Below are 15,455 nucleotides of genomic sequence, written 5' to 3'. Positions count from 1 at the left end.
CAATCCCCCCCCCACCACATCCCACCCAACACGAGCACCGTCCTGGCGACTCCTTTTTTTCGCCCCCCCCCCCGGCGGCAACGGGGGGGCCGGGTGCTCGCTCGCGGGGTCAGACCGGGTGCTTACTTCGTGGCGCGGACCTGGACCGACCTGCGCCCCGCAGCGTCCGCGAACACCTGGCCGCCGTACCCGCCCGGCTGGGTTGAGCAGCAGTTGCAGCCCGGTCAGTGGGTGTAGGTCGGCCAGTGCGGGTCGTCAAAGCGGGCCGGATCCGGGATGCCGAGCAGCCTGATCCGGTGCAGTAGTTCCGGGTCGGTGTCGACCGTCCGCAGCCGGGCCGGCGCGTGCTGGAGCAGCCATGCGGTGAGCTCCGCACGGAGGATCTCCTTGACGTCGTCCGTCAACGTCCAGGTGCTCCACGGCAGCTCATCGCAGAGCAGGTCGTAATCCCACTCTCCGAAAGCCTCGGCGAGCCGTCGGTCCGCCACCAAACTGTTCTCCGTCGCCCAGGCGCCGAGCCAGCGGTCGAGCACGCCACAGGCTTCCACGAGCATGGCCAGCACCGCGTGCGCCGGCACCTCGGCGTCTGGGTCGGTGAGCGTGACGACCCACCAGGCGTCCAGGAACTCGCGGATCGCCGTCGACTGCTCGGCGGGCCACTCCTGCCAGCGACCGCGCGCGAACGCATGCCCCGCATGGTCCATGCTGCTCAGACGCTCTACCTCGCCGTTGACCAATGCCGTGGCGAGTTGGGGCAGGATCCGGCGCAGCATGGCGGCGGGAAAATCCCAGTCGCCGGCCGAGTAGGTACGGCGCAGCAGATCCGGGTCCAGCTCGACGTCCGGGGTCTTGAGCAGGGCAAGTTCCTCGGCGCTGCCCCAGTGGCACTCGCAGTTGCCGTCGTCGGGGTGGGCGGTCATGCCACCGAAGGTGGTGGCGAGACGGGCAAGGGCGGCGTCGAGTCGACGCCGTGCGGGCGTGGGTTGCGTCATGCAGATGCGCCTTCGCGGACTCCGGCGGCGCGCGGCGGCCGAAGAGCGCGACGTTACCGGTCGAGTCGGCGAAACGCCACGCTGATTCGGCCCACGTCATCGCTGAGAGGGGTCGGAGAGCGACATCGCCCCGGTCGTCCCCGGATCCGGCCGGCACGCGCTCAGCAGCTGGTCAGGAGCACGAGTTGCTGGGTGGCCCGGGTCATCGCGACGTAGCGGTCGACCGCCCCCGAGACGCCGCTGCCGAACGCTTGCGGGTCGACGAGGACGACCAGGTCGAATTCGAGGCCCTTGGCCTGCTCCGGGCTCAGTGACCGGACCCGGGACGTCGGCGGGAAGGTCGGGTCGCCGATCACGCAGGCGATTCCTTCGGCGTGGTCGGCGAGCCAGGTGTCGAGGATCGACCCAAGGTCGGCGGCCGAACCGTGGACGACGGGGAGCCCGTTGCCGCGGATGGAGGTGGGCACGTTGGCGTCGGGGAGTACGCCCCGGATGACCGGTTCGGCCTCCGCCATGACCTCCGCCGGCGTCCGGTAGTTGATGGCCAACGAGGCCACTGTGACCCGGTCGAGCCCGACCCGCTTGAGTCGTTCCTGCCACGACTCGGTGAACCCGTGCCGGGCCTGGGCGCGGTCTCCCACGATGGTGAAGCTGCGCGACGGGCAGCGGGCCAGCAGCATCTGCCACTGGGCGTCGGTCAGCTCCTGCGCCTCGTCGACGACGATGTGTGCGAACGGGCCGGCCAGCAGGTCCGGGTCGGCGTCCGGCAGCGCGGAGTCGTCGACCAGGACGTCGCGCAGATCGGGTTGGCGCAGCATCGCCAGCAGACCCTCGCCGTCGTCGTAGGTGTCGGCCGCGAGCAGCTCGTCGACGACCCGGGCCATGTGTTCGCGTTCCACGGCGGCGGTCGGGTCGCGCCGCCGGGTGCGCCCCGCCCTCTCCGCGTCGCCGAGCCGCTGCCGGGCCGCGTCGAGCAGCGGCAGGTCGGACACGGTCCAGGCCCGGGGCTCGTCGCGTTGCAGCTTGCGGACCTCCTCCGGGCTGAGCCACGGCGCGCACCTGCGCAGGTACGCGGGCACCGACCACAGGTCACCCACGAGATCGGCCGCGTCGAGCAACGGCCAGGCACTGTTGACGGTCGCCCGCAGCTCCCGGTTGCGCAGCAGCGAATCGCGGAGCACGGCGTCCGGCTCCTCGCCGTCGTACCGGTCGATGAGGATCGTCAGCAACTCCTCCCAGATGTCCTCGCGCGCCTCGTTGTGCGGGGTGCCCGGACCCGGCGCCTGGAACGCGTCGGCCCAGTCGTCGGCGCTCAGGCGGACATCGGATTCGCCGACCGTGATCGTCATCGGGGCGACCGGTGGGTCCTCGTAGAACCGGACGGCCGCGTCGATCGCCCGGACCAGCTCGGCCGAGGACTTCAGCCGGGCCACGTCCGGGTCGGCGTCGACGGTAGCCGTGGCTCCCTCTGCGACGAGGCCGCGCAGGGTGCAGGTCTGCACGTCCTCCTCTCCGAGGCTGGGCAGGACGTCGGCGACGTAGGCCAGGTAGGGCTGGTGCGGTCCCACGAAGAGCACTCCACCCCGGCGTTGACCGAGGCGCGGGTCGGAGTAGAGCAGGTACGCGGTGCGGTGCAGGGCGACGACGGTCTTGCCGGTGCCCGGACCGCCGTCGACCACGAGGGCGCCGGCCGACCCCGCCCGGATGATGGCGTCCTGGTCGGCCTGGATCGTGCTGAGCACATCGCGCATCCGGGGCGAACGGGCACCGCCCAGACTGGCGATGAACGCTGACTGGTCGTCGAGCGCGACGGCGTGCCCCACGAATCCGTCCGGGGTGAACACCTCGTCCCAGTAGTCGCTGATCCGGCCGCGGGTCCAGCGGTACCGGCGGCGGCTCGCCAGGCCCATCGGGTTGGCGTGGGTCGCGCCGAAGAACGGCTCGGCGGCGGGTGAGCGCCAGTCGAGCAGCAGCCGCCGGCCCGTGCTGTCGGTGAGGCCGCGACGTCCGACGTACACCGGCTCGGGGTTGTCCGCCCCGACGACGTGGCCGAGGCACAGGTCCAGCCCGTAGCGGCTCAGCGAGCGTAGGCGGGCGGTCAGTCGGCGGACCTCCTCGTCCCGGTCGACGGCCTGCCGGCCCTTGCCGCCGGGCGCCCGGCGGGCGGTGTCCAGGCGGTCGGACAGCTCGGCGTTCAGCTGCGCGAGGCCCTGCGCCATGGCCGCGAAGTGCCGCTCGTCGTGGGCGATGAGCGCCGGGTCGGCCTTGGGGGCGAGGTGATCGGGAAGGTCGAACACGGAGGTAGGCAAGGAATCCAATTCATGACTTCCATTTCGGCAGAATCTGGCCTCGGCCGACGATTCTGCGTCATAAACGGGGTCTTGCCGCAAGCCCCCCAGTGTGCTATAAGTTAGAAGTGGCGGGAGACCAGAGGTCTCCCGTTTTCCGTGTTCAGGGCGCGTCGACGACCTCACGCCCGAGCGGCCAGAACGCCGCCGGTACGAGCTTGAAGTTGGCGATGCCGAACGGGATCCCGATGATCGTCACGCAGAGGGCGATGCCCGCGAGGATGTGCGAGAGCGCGAGCCACCAGCCGGCCAGCACCACCCAGAGGATGTTCGCCAGGCCGGAGCCGACGCCCACGCCCGGCTTGGGCACCAGGGTGCGGCCGAAGGGCCACAGCGAGTAGACCGCGAGGCGCAGCGAGGCGACGCCGAACGGGATGGTGATGACCAGGGCGAAGCAGATCAGCGCGGCGATGCCGTAGCCGACCGCCAGCACGAGGCCACCGCCGAAGACGAGCCACAGCACATTCAGTACGAAACGAATCATTACTCCAGCATGAAACATGCTCGCCACCCGGTCGCCTCGCCCCCGTTCCCTCAACGGGGGACGGCCACCGCGTGGCCCGCGGAAAGGGGCCTCCCGCCACCGTCGGAGAGCTCGGCGAGGGCGTGGTCGCGGCTGTCGAAGATCGGGAAGGCCCCGTCCAGACGCATGGTGTGCAGGACGGTGCGGATGAATCTCGACGGCGCGGCGAGGCAGAGCGTGACACCCCGTTCCCGGGCGTCCCGGTGGGCGCGCACGAGCAGACCGAGGCCTGTCGAGTCGATGATGTGCACCCGGCTCAGGTCGACCACGACATGCCCGCCCACCTCGGCCACGTGCCGCAGCGCCGTGCGCAGGTTGTCGCCGGTGTCGAGGTCGATGTCACCAGTGGCGGCGATGACTGTCGTGCCGTCGAGGTGGTCGATGCCGAGGATGCCACCGGGGCCATGCTCGTCGCACGACGCGTGGCCACCGGTCGAGGCGGGCAGGAGGCTGCAGTGCGGACAGCGGTGCGGCCCGGTGGCGAAGGGGGAGCCGCTCCAGCCGTGTTCGGCCACCAGGGTCCAGACGACCTCGGCGTCGGGGAGCACGCACGCGGTGCCGCGGATGGTCTCGCCGCAGGTGTCGCAGATCAAGGTCATCAGATACTCGTCCGGGACGACGGTCATGCTGCTGGTCCTTCCTCATTGACGATCGGGAGCACCTGATCCAGGCGAGTGATCTGCAGGATGCGCCGGACCCGGGGGTTCGGATCGCGGACGGTGAGGGCCGCGTCGGCGCGAGTCAGCCGCCGGTGCACGTCGAGCAGCAGGCCGATGGCGGCGGCGTCGAGGTGCTGGCAGTCGGACAGGTCGAGCACGACCTGCGCGGGGCGCAGCGCCAGCAGTCGGTCGAACACCGCGCCGACCTCCGGCAGACAGGCCAGATCGAGTTCGGTGACGCGAACCTCGACCAGCGGCAGCGTGTACCTCGCGGGCAGCACCGGCGTCGCCATTGCCGTACCCCTCTCCGTCGACCTTGCCTCCTCCCCACCGTGCTGGGCGGGGTTGGCGGTCACTGCAAGGCTCTGTGACAGTTGTGTGACAAAACCGCCGGCCGGCGGGCACGGTTGGCCGCCCGGCGGTCGGCCGAGGATGATTCCGGGATGACGGCCGTACTGGTGATCGAGGACGACGACCGCATCCGGCTCGCGCTGCTGCTCGCACTTGAGGACGAGGGCTACGACGCCCTCGGCGCGGCCACGGCCGAGGAGGGCCTGCGCGCCCAGCGCCACCACCCGGCCGACTACGTGCTCGTCGACCTGATGCTGCCCGGCCTCGACGGCTTCGAGTGCATCCGACAGTTGCGCCGAGACGACGACGTGCCGATCGTGGTGGTCAGCGCCCGTGACGGCACCGACGACATCGTGGCGGCCCTCGAAGCCGGCGCCGACGACTACGTGGTCAAACCCGTGGCCATCCGGGAGCTGACCGCCCGCCTGCGGGCTCTGCGCCGCCGTGCCCGGCCGGTGGTCACGACCTCGGCGCCGGAGCCCGTGCCGGCGGTCGCCTTCGGGGAGTTGGAGATCAGCCCGGAGGCGGGGGAGGTGCGCCGCGCCGGCCAGCAGGTCACTGTCACCCGCACCGAGTTCCGGCTGCTCTGTGAGCTGGCCGAGCACGCTGGTCGGGTGCTGTCGCGTCAGCAGTTGCTGCAACGGGTCTGGGGGTACGACAGCGGCGACGAACGGCTCGTCGACGTGCACGTCGGTCGGCTTCGGCAGAAGATCGAGCTGGACCCGGCGAACCCCCGGCACCTGGTCACCCTGCGGGGCCTCGGCTACAAGTTGCAACGATGAGACGCCTCGGACTGCGTACCCGGGTTACCGCCGCGTTCGCCGTCGGCGCGCTCCTGCTCTCGGCGTCGATGGCCCTGATCTCCTACGAGTTGACCCGCCGGTCCCTGCTCGACGACCGCGAACGCATCGCCCTGCGGGCCGCCTACTTCGACGCCGCCGTGGTGCATGCCGGCCTCGACACCGACACCCCGGACGTGGTGGAGGTGCTCCGGTCGTTGGACACCGGCGGAAGCCGTCGACCGGTGCTGCACCTCAACGGCGAGTGGTACGCGAGGGCCGCCGATCCTGGCACCACGGCCGCCATCCCCGACGAGCTGCTCCGGGTCGTCTCCGCCGGGGAGCCGGCCGTGCAGCGTGTCCGCGTCGACGGCCAACCGGCTCTGGTGGTCGGTGTGCCGTTGTCCGCGTCCGCGACGTACTTCGAGGTCAACTCGCTGCGCGAGCTGGAGCAGACCTTCCGGGTGCTGGCCCTCGCGCTGACCAGCGTTGCGGTGCTGGTCGCCGGATCCGGCGCCGCCCTCGCCTGGTACGCCACCCGACACGGGCTGCGGCCGCTGACAGCGGTCGCCGACGCGGCCGAGAAGATCGCCGCCGGTGACTTCACCGCCCGGCTCGACCCGGCCACCGACCCTGACCTCACCCGCCTCTCCTCGTCGTTCAACCAGATGGTCGACCGCCTCGCCCTGCGCATCGAACGGGACCGCCGGTTCGCCGCCGATGTCAGCCACGAACTGCGGTCCCCGTTGCAGACCCTCGCCGCGGCGGCCAGCGTCCTGGCCCGCCGTCGGGAGCACCAGGACGAACGGACTGCCACCGCCGCCGGGCTCGTCGCCGACGAGATCGATCGTTTCCAACGGCTCGTCAACGACCTGATCGACCTGGCCCGCAGCGACCAGCCGGCCCACCGTGCCCCGGTGGACGTGGTGGAGCTGGCCCGGGAGACCTGCGACGCGTACGACCTGCCGGGCACCCTCGTCAGCCTGGCACCGGACGTACCCACGACGTGGCAGGTCGAGCGGCGGCGGGTCGCCCAGATCCTGGCGAACCTGCTCGACAACGCCGCCACCTACGGCGGTGGCCCGGTGGCGGTTCGACTGGACCGGGACGGGGACAGCGGCGTCGTCGAGGTCGACGATGACGGTCCCGGTGTTCCCGTCGAGGACCGCGAGGCGATCTTCGACCGGTTCGTCCGGGGGCGAGCCGCCCACACCCGTGGCGCCGGCGACGGCACCGGCCTGGGGCTGGCGCTGGTCGCGCAGCACGCCGCCGCGCACGCGGGGCAGGTGACGGTCGCCGACCGTCCGGGTGGGGGCGCCTGTTTCCGGGTCACCCTGCCGGGGAGCCTGTCGTGAAGCCTCGCCGTCTCGTCCCGTTGGCCCTCGTTGTGCTGCTGACCGCATGTGGCATCCCCACCGACGACACCCCACGTGCGGTGCCGGCCCCGCGAGGGCCGCTGAGCAGCGCCGCTCCCGCCGACACCACCGCACCGGCCGGCAGCGCCGCCGAGACGCTCTGCCTGGTCCGGAACAACCGCATCGTCCCCGTGGTCCGGCGCGTCGACAGGGCACCCAGCATCGCGGACCAGTTGCGGCACCTGCTCGCCGGGCCCAGCGGGGCCGAACGGGACAGCGACCTGACCAGCGCGCTGCCGGGGGCGGTCAACGCCGCCCTCGCGACAGTTACCGGGACGCAGGCCGTCGTCGCTGTGGACGAACCCGCCGAGGTGGGCGGTCGCAGCGACGAGGTCCTCGCCTTCGGGCAGATCGTCTGCACTCTCACCAGCCGCGAGGACGTCTCCACAGTGGCCTTCCTGCGCGACGGCAGGGCTCTGGGCGTGCCCCGGGCCGACGGCTCCCTGTCCAGCATGCCGCTCACCCGCGGCGACTACGCCCCCCTCATCAGCGAACGCTGAACGCGAGGTCTCGGGGTCGCTCGGTGGAAGACCTGAGACGAAAGCCAGGGCGACCCGAGGGAAGCTCCCGGAGGTCGGCAGTCGCCGACGGTCACATGCTGACTGGCATGAAACGCGCTGCGCTCTACGTGATGGCCGGCCCGGTCGGCATCGTGGCCTACGGCCTGATCCGGCTGTGGGGAAAGTCAGACGGGGTGTACGGCCCCGGGCTCGACTGGCAGGCCGCCCACCTGGCCGCCCTCGCCGGCATGGTGTGCTTCGTCCCGGGTGTGCTCGCGCTGTCCCGCCTGCTGCCCCGCAGTCCGTGGCGCACCGGGGTGGTGGCCGGCACGTTCGTCGGCCTCGCCGCGACGATGGTGCAGTTCGGCGCGGACATCGTCGAGGGGCTGCTGGCCGAGGACCGGGCGGAGATGTCGAGGCTCGGCGCGGAATTCAAGGACATCCCCGGCGTGGAGGTGGCCTTCTACGACGTCGTACCCCAGTTCTTCTTCCTCGGCCTGCTCGTGCTCACGGGCATGCTCGCCGCCCGACGGCGGCTGCCGTGGTGGAGCGTGCCGCTGCTCCTCGTCGGCATCGTCCTGCCGGCGGTCACCCTCGACCTGCTTCCCATCGGCGGCCTGTGCATGGCGCTGGCGTTGGCCCCGGCGCTGCCACTGGTACGACAGCGGGGCGAACGTGCCGGGTCACCGGTCGGCATCCACTGAGGACAGGGGTGGCGCTGACCACATCGGACCAGCGCCACCCTTCGAGTCGTTACTTCAGTGCGAGGGTGCGGGCGTCGGCGGCGATGACGCTGGCGATCTCCGCCGGCACCAGCTTGCCCGCCTGCCGGTCGGCGTAGGTGGCCAGCTCGGCGTACTGGGCGTGGGCCAGTTTGATGGTCATCGCCGTGACGGCGGCCGGGTCCGCGCCCGAGGTGGGGATCAGGTAGCCGAGGCCAGCCTGGCTCACTGTCACGGTGAAGGTGCTGGTCGCCGTGGCGGTGCCCTCGGGCCCGGTCGCCTCGGTGGTGATGGTGTGCCGGCCGGCGGTCAGCTTGGCCAGGTCGAGCTTGCGCCCGGCGGCCGACTTCTTACCGTCCAGCGTCACGGTGACGGTGTCGGCGTTGGTCGCGGCGACCGCGATCACCGGTGACTGCGCCCGGTCCAGCCGAGCCCCGTCGGTCGGCGAGGTGATCTGCACGGTCGGGTCGCCGGGGGCCCGCTGGACGAACGCCGAGTTCCAGCCGACCAGCTCCGCCGCCCGGTTGGTGATGATCGCGTCGGTGCCGATCCGCTCCAGCCGCTGCCACAGGCCGGCGGAGTCCATCGTCCACGCCATCACGGCGACCCCGGCCGCGTGCAGCGGGGCGATGACCTCGGGCTTGGCCAACAGCGCGTTGCCGTCCGGGTTGTACGCGGTCAGGTGCAACTCCTTCGCGATCGCCACCGGGTCGGCGTCCAGGGTGCTGCGGAGCAGGCCGAGCGGCAGCTCGGGGGCGATCTCGTAGGTGTACTTCAGAGCGTCGACCTCGAAGCTCTGGATGAAGACCCGGCCCATCATCTGCTCGTCCCGGATCACCTGCATGATCGTGGCGACCTCGTTGCGGGTGTGCTTGCCCTTGATCTCCACGAGCAGGTTTCCACCCCGCGTCCGCAGGTCGGCGAGCTGCTCCGCGAGGGTGGGCACCCGCTCACCGACGTACTGCGGGCCGAACCAGGAGCCGGCGTCGAGCGCCTTGATCTGCGCGGCGGTCAGGTCCCGGATGTTGCCGGTGCCGTCGGTGGTCCGGTCGACGGTGCCGTCGTGCAGGATGAACGGGACGCCGTCCCTGCTCGGCTGGACGTCGTTCTCGATCCAGTCGGCGCCGCCCCTACGGGCGATCTCCTGGGCGACGAGGGTGTTCTCCGGTGCGGCGGCGGACGCGCCCCGGTGGGCGATCACGGTGAACGGGCTGCCCTCGGGGCGGAGGTAGCCGTTCGGTGCCAGCTCGGTGACGGTGACGTCGTCGTACGACACTGTTGCGCCGTTGACGAAGAGCCCCTGGACGCCGTCGGCGGAACGCTGGAGGCTGCTGGTCCGCATCGCCTCCCGCCCGTCGAAGATCCAACGGGCCTGGTTGCCGTGCACCTCGACGGCGACGCGCACGTCCCGGCCGGTGCCGGCGGCGGACGGGGCGGAGGCGGTGTTCGTCACGACCCAGGCGTTGGCAGTGGTCCGCTGGGCGAATTCGAGCCCGTTGGCGGCGGTGGTGCCGCTGCGCATGGTGGCGATCCACCAGGGGGTCGCGCCGCTGGCGGGGACGTCGATGCCGAGCGAGGCCCAGCGGGTGGCGGCCGAAACCGACTCGAAGCGCATGGTCGCCTCGAGGCGGAAGTCGTTCAGGTGCCGACCGAAGGTGATCTTGTTGTTTTCGCTGGAGCTGGCGGAGGTTCCGTACAGCCGGCCGTTCTCGACCTTCCAGGTGCCGTCGACCGCGTGCCAACCGGCGGGCAGCGACCCGGCCGAGAAGTTCTCCGAGACGACGACGCTGCCCGGCTCGGCGGTGGCGGGTGACGAGGTCGCGACGGCGACCGCGACGGCAGCGCTGGTGACGGCGAGAGCGGCGACGGCGGCGGCCCGGGCACCCAGGGCGCCGAGGCGTGACCCGGCGCGGCGCGGCGACGGTGATGCGGGTGGGACAGTCATGGTCGCGACGGTACGAAGCACGCCCGAACTGATGATCAATCAAGCATGGCTGCCGTCGGAACGACGGGTGTACCGCGCTCGATCCGGGCGTCCCGGACCGGTCAGTTCGGCAGGCCGGAGCAGGCGACCCCGTCGATCGTGCACGCCCTGGGGGCGGCACCGGTCAACGATCCATTGACCCGGAACGTCACCCGGACCGAGGCGCTGCCGGGCACCTGACCGGTGTTCGGGTCCGGCACGAACGTCCACACCGCACCGTCCCGGCTGGCCTGTGCCCCCTCGACCCCGCTGACCCCCAGCGACTCCCGGGGCAGGGTGACGACCAGCGTCCACCCCGGTGCCGGGACCGGGCCCGGATTGCTGATCGTCACTGTCGCGCCGTAGCTGAGCAGGGCATTGTCAGTGATGGCGAAGTCCGCGCCCAGGGCCGCCGGGGTGGGTTCGGCGGTGGCGCCGGTCGGCGTGGGCCGGGTCGACGACGCGACGGCCGGTGGGACCGACGAGGCCGAGGCGGACGGGGGCGCGGCCACCGCCGGGCTGGTGAGCGCCGGTCGCGCCTGCGCGCGGGGGGTGGCGGACGGCGACCCGTCCATCTGCTCGACCGACGGCGGTGGGTCGAGGGTCACCGGCGTCAGCTTCTCCGGCGTACGCAGCACCCCGACGACGGACACGGCCGTCGCGATCAGCACCCCGAGCGCCGCGACGACAGCCACCCAGGTGGCCCGCGAGACGTCCTCCCGACCGGTGAGCACCCGCCGTGCGGCCGTGACGAGGGCCACGACCCGATCCAGCAGGATGATCGCCACGGTACGGCGTGGTTGGGGTGGTGTTGCCGGCACTGCCAGTCTCTCTTTCAGTTCGTCGCCGGGTGCGTGCCCACGATCCGTCCGGGTCGCGGGTGGCGGCTGCCCGGTCACAACCCGCGAAGCCCGACGAGTATCGCCTCGAGCAGGTCCTCGGTCGGCAGCTCCGACAGCATCGGCGGTTCGTGCGTCTCGATCAGCCCGGCCGCGAGCAGGTCACCGAGCAACACTCGGACCGTCCCCAGCGGAAGATCCAACTCGGCACCCACCTCGGCCACCGACACTGGATGGTGACACAGCTCGACGATCCGCGCCTGTTCGGGGAAGAGCGGCGTGGGAGGGGTGACCCCCCGCCGGGCGACGACCAGCGAGATCAGGTCGAACTGGCCGCGTGCGGGCGCGGTACGCCCCCCGGTCATCGTATAGGGCCGGGCGACCGGGCCCGCGTCGTCGTCGTACCACGCCTCGTCAGTGGCGCCGCTGGAGTGCACCTGTGTCCCCGATCGTCACCGAGGAGGCCGGGCCCAGCGTGATCGGCAGGTGCTGCTCGGCCTGCCCGACGAAGAGCGCCACCTCGTACGCCATGTCACCGACCTCGACGTCGTCACCGGCGATCCGCACGGTGAGGATGGTCCCGTTCGGGATGGTGGCGATGAACAGGAACGCTCGCGACATCTGCACCACGACCTGACGCAGCTCACCCGCCTCGCAGGTCCGGGTGGCGGCCAGCCCCAACGCGATCAGTCCGGCGACCACGCCGGAGATCTGCTCGGCCAGCTTCGCCCCCACCCGCCGCGAGCCACCCAGCGGCAGCCCGTCCGGTGAGAGCACCACTGCGAACTCCGCACCGTGCACCCGGTCGACCAGGTCGTTCAGGGCGTCGGTCAGGCCGCCCTCGGTGACCACTGCAGACGTCATTGTTGTCTCCTCGCTGTTCTGGCGACCGGCAACTCAACCGTGTCGAGGCTGGTCCGGACGTGTTCCGGGCCGTTCGGCCCGGGGTGGCGGACCCGCGTCGGCAGCGCGCCGTCGCCGACGGGGTCGGTCAGGTCGGCGCCGGTGTGGGCCGATGGGTACGGGCTGTCGGGTGGTGCGTTGGCCGGGATACCGCCGGTGCTGGTGACCGTGATCAGCCGGGAGGGTAGGAGCACAACAGCGGCCGTCCCGCCGCGCCGGCTCGGGCGCAGCGAGACGTGGGCACCGCATCGGTCGGCCAGTACGGCGGCCGCGTACCAGCCGGCGCGGCCCGGGGGCGGGCCGTCCGGCGGCGGACTGCCGAGCAGGTGGTTCGCCTCGGCCAGCGCGGCGGCGTCAAGGCCCGGCCCGTCGTCGACGACGATCACGGCACATCCCTGCGGTCGCTGTTCGCCGCTGACCCGCACTGTGGTCTCCACCTCGGAGAAGGCCAGCGCGTTCTCGATCAGCTCCGCCAGCAGGTGGATGACGTCCGTGACGGCCGGGCCCGCGAGCGACCATGGCCAGTGCGGCGCGATCAGGACCCGGTGGTAGTCCGGCACCTCGGCGACCGCGCCGCGCGCCACGTCGAGCAGTGGCACCGGGCGTCGCCAGCGGCGGGCGGGTGTCGCGCCGACCAGGGTGATCAGCTTCTCCACGTTGCGGCGGACCCGGGTGGTGAGGTGGTCGAGTTGGAACAGCTCACCGGTCTCCTCGGTGGACCGTTCCCGACGTTGCATCCCGTCCAGCAGGCTGAGCTGGTCGCGCAGCAGGACCTGGTTGTATCGGGTCAGCCCCAGGAACAGCTCCCGCTCGGTGTCAACCTCCGGCGTCGCCTGTGTCGGGGGTGGGGCCGGCGTGCCCGGCAACGGAGTCGGGAGGTCGGTGCCGCTCCCGATCAGTTCGTCGGTCAGGCGTCGGACGGTGCCCGCCCAGCTCAGCAGGAGCACGAGCACGACGATGAGGCCGAGCCCCACGACCGCCCCGGTACGCGCGATGAGCATGGCGGCACCGGGGGTGGCCCGCTCGACGCTGCCGCGGGCGGTGTTCGTCACCACCGTCTGCAGCGCGCCGAGGGCGGCGTCCGCCGCGGCCCGCCAGTCCTGAACGGTGAGACCGGCCAGGGCGTTGGCGGCGCCGCCCTGGAGCAGCAGCCGGTCCTCCAGGGCGAGCAGGGCCGCGAACTCGGGGCCGGCCGCGAGGCGCTGATGCTCGGCCCGGCCGTCGGGCGGGAGCCCGGCCGCGGCCTCGGTGTGCGCGTACCGCTGGATGCTGACCAGCGCACTCAGCCGGCGCTCCTCGTCGGCGCTGAGCCGTGCGGCGGCCAGGCCCGCGCTGACCGCTGCGTCCTCCCGGGCGAGCAACTCCCGGGCGCGGGCCAGAGCGATCACCGCGCGGGTGTCGGCTGCCAACCCGCTCTCGTACGCGCCCCACTCCGGGCCGTACACCCCGAAGGCGACGTCGATGACCTCGTCGTACCCGTCGACTGCCGCGCCCTGGTCGAGCCCCCCGGTGTCGACCCGGGACCGGGTCGTGCCCAGGCCGTCGAGTCGGCGGACCAGCTCGCCGGCCCGGTCGCGGACGGTGCCGGCGCTGAGCAGCCGAAGGTCGCGGCCCTTGGTGAACTCGCGGATCTCGGCGGCGGCCCGGTCGGTGCCTTCGCGGGCCCCGACCAGCGCGGGCGTCGTCTGTCCCGCACCGGCGATCGTCTCGGCGGTGATCCGGCGTTCTGTCTGGAGGTTCAGGATCAGGCGGTCGATGGGCTGGCCCAGCGTGTCCGCCAGCGCCCGGACGCGCAGCAGGTCGACGGCATCCTGGCTGGACACGTAGGCCGCGTACGACCAGAGCGTCACCAGCACGGCGGCCAGCACGGCCAGCCTGGTCCGGATCAGCCGGACGTCGTCACGGGTCATCGGGTCGCCCGCTGCGGCCATGGTTGCCCGGCCGTGTCGCTGGCCCGATCGGCGACGAGGGTGCGCAGCAGCGCCAGCAGTTCGGTGCGGTTGGCGCAGTTGAGTCGGTTACGCATCCGCGCCACGTGGTGTTCGACGGTCTTGGCCGAGATGAAGAGCCGATCGCCGATCTCCCGGTAGGTCAAGCCGGCGAGCACCAGCTCGGCGACCTCGTACTCGCGGTCACTCAGGCCGTGTTGGGTGGGCCCGGCGACCCGCGCCGTGCTCGCACCGGCCGTCGGTGTCTGCCCGCTCTGCCCGCTGGAGGGCCGCCCCTGCAACGCTCGGGCGCATTCCAGCAGGGTGGTCATCGCCCGTCGGTCCGCGGTGCGGATGGCGGCCTGCCCGGCGAGGCGGGCGCCGTCCCAGCACAACCCGGTGTCGTGCAGCCCTCGGGCGGCGGCCTCCACCCGGATCGGGTCGACGACACCCCGGAGCACCTCCACCCAGCTCTCCGCGGCTGCGGCGACCACTGCCGCGTACCGGCTGTGGCCGGCGGCGGCCAGCAACGCCGTGACGTGTCCGTCGGCGATCGTCGGCTCGCCGGTCAGGATGGCGGCGTGCAACCCGCTCCAGTGCAGCGGAACGCTCCACAATGGTGGATTGTCGAGGCGGTCGAGGAGCTCACGCCCCTGGTGCAGGTACGGCTCCAGCCGGGCCAGGTCACCCAGCCGTGCGCCCGCGATGGCCAGCTCACCCAACGGCAGCAGGGTGAACAGGTCGACGGGATGCCGCACCACGGCCTCCAGTGCCTGCTCCCAACCACGCTTGAGCGCCCCGAGGTCACTGTTGCGCCGGCCGATGCCCATCCGGATCGCGGCGGCGAAGAGCTGGTCGCGTGACTCCAGTGGCCGCCCGTCGAGCGTCACAGTGGCGAGCCGCTCGCCGGCGGCGTGGATCTCGCCACGGACCATCAGGATCCAGGCCTGCAACAGCCGGTGGCGGCGGGCCATCAGCGGGCCGCCGACACCGGCGCCCAGGGCGCGGTGCAGCACCCGCTCGGCGATTTCCAGCTCACCGCAGTGCACCGCCGTCAACGCGGCGAGTGCCGCCGGGCTGTCCGGCAGCAGCGCCGCCCGGCCGTCCGGCTCCAGCAGCGCGGCGGCCTGCACGAGCGCGGAGAGCGCGGCAGTCGGCGGGCCGGTCACGCTCTCCCGTACACCGTTGGCCATCAGTCGGGCGGCGCTGGCGTGCAGGGTCGGGGGTTCGCCCGCCGGGTCGCCCGCCGGTGACTCGGTGCTGGCGGCCGGGTCGCCGATGGCCAACCCGCCGACGATGGCGAACGCCGCCGCCGAGGCGGTGCCCGACCACCGGAACAGCTCGACGCTGCGACCGATGTGACCACGGTGGGCCAGGGCGGTGGCGGCGACCACGGCCGCCTCGGAGCGATCCGGGGGAGCGGCCGTGGCCAGGAGTCGGTCCGCCAGCCGGAGGGCGTCGTCGAGATCACCGGCGAGCGCGGCGGCGAGCGCCTGCCGCGCGGCGGGCGGCCGGCCGGGCGCCGGGGGCGCC

At 72.3% G+C, this 15,455-nt stretch carries 15 protein-coding genes; 4 read left to right on the top strand and 11 right to left on the bottom strand.

All coding sequences use genetic code 11. The features are described from left to right. Positions 1 to 224: 224 nt before the first annotated feature. The 5 genes from AB0B48_RS25615 to AB0B48_RS25595 all read right to left on the bottom strand — a co-directional run bounded on the left by AB0B48_RS25615 (position 225) and on the right by AB0B48_RS25595 (position 4,815). The gene (locus AB0B48_RS25615) at positions 225 to 992 is read right to left on the bottom strand and encodes a hypothetical protein (protein WP_357205923.1); all 768 of its coding nucleotides are present in this window, start codon (positions 990 to 992) and stop codon (positions 225 to 227) included. A gap of 161 nt (positions 993 to 1,153) precedes the next feature. Beyond that, the gene (gene helR, locus AB0B48_RS25610) at positions 1,154 to 3,289 is read right to left on the bottom strand and encodes an RNA polymerase recycling motor ATPase HelR (protein ID WP_357205920.1); all 2,136 of its coding nucleotides are present in this window, start codon (positions 3,287 to 3,289) and stop codon (positions 1,154 to 1,156) included. A gap of 154 nt (positions 3,290 to 3,443) precedes the next feature. After that, positions 3,444 to 3,824: a YccF domain-containing protein gene (locus tag AB0B48_RS25605; protein ID WP_357205917.1), complete on the bottom strand. Its 381-nt coding sequence runs from the start codon at positions 3,822 to 3,824 to the stop codon at positions 3,444 to 3,446. A gap of 50 nt (positions 3,825 to 3,874) precedes the next feature. Next, positions 3,875 to 4,489, bottom strand: a complete 615-nt coding sequence (locus AB0B48_RS25600; RefSeq protein ID WP_357205914.1) for an STAS domain-containing protein — start codon at positions 4,487 to 4,489, stop codon at positions 3,875 to 3,877. Continuing rightward, positions 4,486 to 4,815: an STAS domain-containing protein gene (locus tag AB0B48_RS25595; RefSeq protein WP_357205912.1), complete on the bottom strand. Its 330-nt coding sequence runs from the start codon at positions 4,813 to 4,815 to the stop codon at positions 4,486 to 4,488. The genes AB0B48_RS25600 and AB0B48_RS25595 overlap by 4 nt, the downstream gene beginning before the upstream one ends. A gap of 150 nt (positions 4,816 to 4,965) precedes the next feature. On the opposite strand from AB0B48_RS25595, the gene AB0B48_RS25590 reads away from it, so the two are divergent. The 4 genes from AB0B48_RS25590 to AB0B48_RS25575 all read left to right on the top strand — a co-directional run bounded on the left by AB0B48_RS25590 (position 4,966) and on the right by AB0B48_RS25575 (position 8,271). Continuing rightward, positions 4,966 to 5,655 (top strand): response regulator transcription factor, encoded by a 690-nt coding sequence (locus tag AB0B48_RS25590; protein ID WP_355006168.1) that lies wholly within the window; start codon positions 4,966 to 4,968, stop codon positions 5,653 to 5,655. Further along, positions 5,652 to 7,007 carry a HAMP domain-containing sensor histidine kinase gene (locus tag AB0B48_RS25585; protein WP_357205910.1) on the top strand — a complete coding sequence of 452 codons (1,356 nt, stop codon included), beginning with the start codon at positions 5,652 to 5,654 and terminating at the stop codon, positions 7,005 to 7,007. The genes AB0B48_RS25590 and AB0B48_RS25585 overlap by 4 nt, the downstream gene beginning before the upstream one ends. Beyond that, the gene (locus AB0B48_RS25580) at positions 7,004 to 7,567 is read left to right on the top strand and encodes a GerMN domain-containing protein (RefSeq protein WP_357205907.1); all 564 of its coding nucleotides are present in this window, start codon (positions 7,004 to 7,006) and stop codon (positions 7,565 to 7,567) included. The genes AB0B48_RS25585 and AB0B48_RS25580 overlap by 4 nt, the downstream gene beginning before the upstream one ends. Before the next feature lie 107 nt (positions 7,568 to 7,674). After that, positions 7,675 to 8,271: a hypothetical protein gene (locus AB0B48_RS25575; protein ID WP_357205904.1), complete on the top strand. Its 597-nt coding sequence runs from the start codon at positions 7,675 to 7,677 to the stop codon at positions 8,269 to 8,271. A gap of 49 nt (positions 8,272 to 8,320) precedes the next feature. Here the strand turns inward: AB0B48_RS25575 and AB0B48_RS25570 are convergent, their stop codons facing one another. The 6 genes from AB0B48_RS25570 to AB0B48_RS25545 form a co-directional block, all read right to left on the bottom strand. Next, a complete protein-coding gene (locus tag AB0B48_RS25570) occupies positions 8,321 to 10,234 on the bottom strand; it encodes a glycerophosphodiester phosphodiesterase family protein (RefSeq protein ID WP_357205901.1) in 1,914 nt (637 codons plus the stop codon). Between the two features lie 101 nt (positions 10,235 to 10,335). Then, a complete protein-coding gene (locus AB0B48_RS25565; RefSeq protein WP_357205898.1) occupies positions 10,336 to 11,040 on the bottom strand; it encodes a cellulose binding domain-containing protein in 705 nt (234 codons plus the stop codon). A gap of 107 nt (positions 11,041 to 11,147) precedes the next feature. After that, positions 11,148 to 11,528, bottom strand: a complete 381-nt coding sequence (locus AB0B48_RS25560; RefSeq protein ID WP_357205895.1) for a DUF742 domain-containing protein — start codon at positions 11,526 to 11,528, stop codon at positions 11,148 to 11,150. Then, positions 11,506 to 11,955 carry a roadblock/LC7 domain-containing protein gene (locus tag AB0B48_RS25555; protein WP_355006158.1) on the bottom strand — a complete coding sequence of 150 codons (450 nt, stop codon included), beginning with the start codon at positions 11,953 to 11,955 and terminating at the stop codon, positions 11,506 to 11,508. Before AB0B48_RS25555 ends, AB0B48_RS25560 begins: the two co-directional genes overlap by 23 nt. Next, entirely contained in the window at positions 11,952 to 13,904 is a 1,953-nt protein-coding gene (locus tag AB0B48_RS25550) for a nitrate- and nitrite sensing domain-containing protein (RefSeq protein ID WP_357205891.1), read from the bottom strand. Before AB0B48_RS25550 ends, AB0B48_RS25555 begins: the two co-directional genes overlap by 4 nt. Further along, a partial coding sequence (locus AB0B48_RS25545) for a LuxR C-terminal-related transcriptional regulator (protein WP_357205888.1) occupies positions 13,901 to 15,455 on the bottom strand: 1,555 nt, incomplete at its 5' end. The genes AB0B48_RS25550 and AB0B48_RS25545, both read right to left, overlap by 4 nt.

The sequence above is a fragment of the Micromonospora sp. NPDC049089 genome, from assembly GCF_040648775.1.
Lineage (GTDB): Bacteria > Actinomycetota > Actinomycetes > Mycobacteriales > Micromonosporaceae > Micromonospora.
The sequence above is the reverse complement of the archived record's forward strand: the minus strand, read 5'-3'. Positions and strand labels throughout refer to the sequence as shown.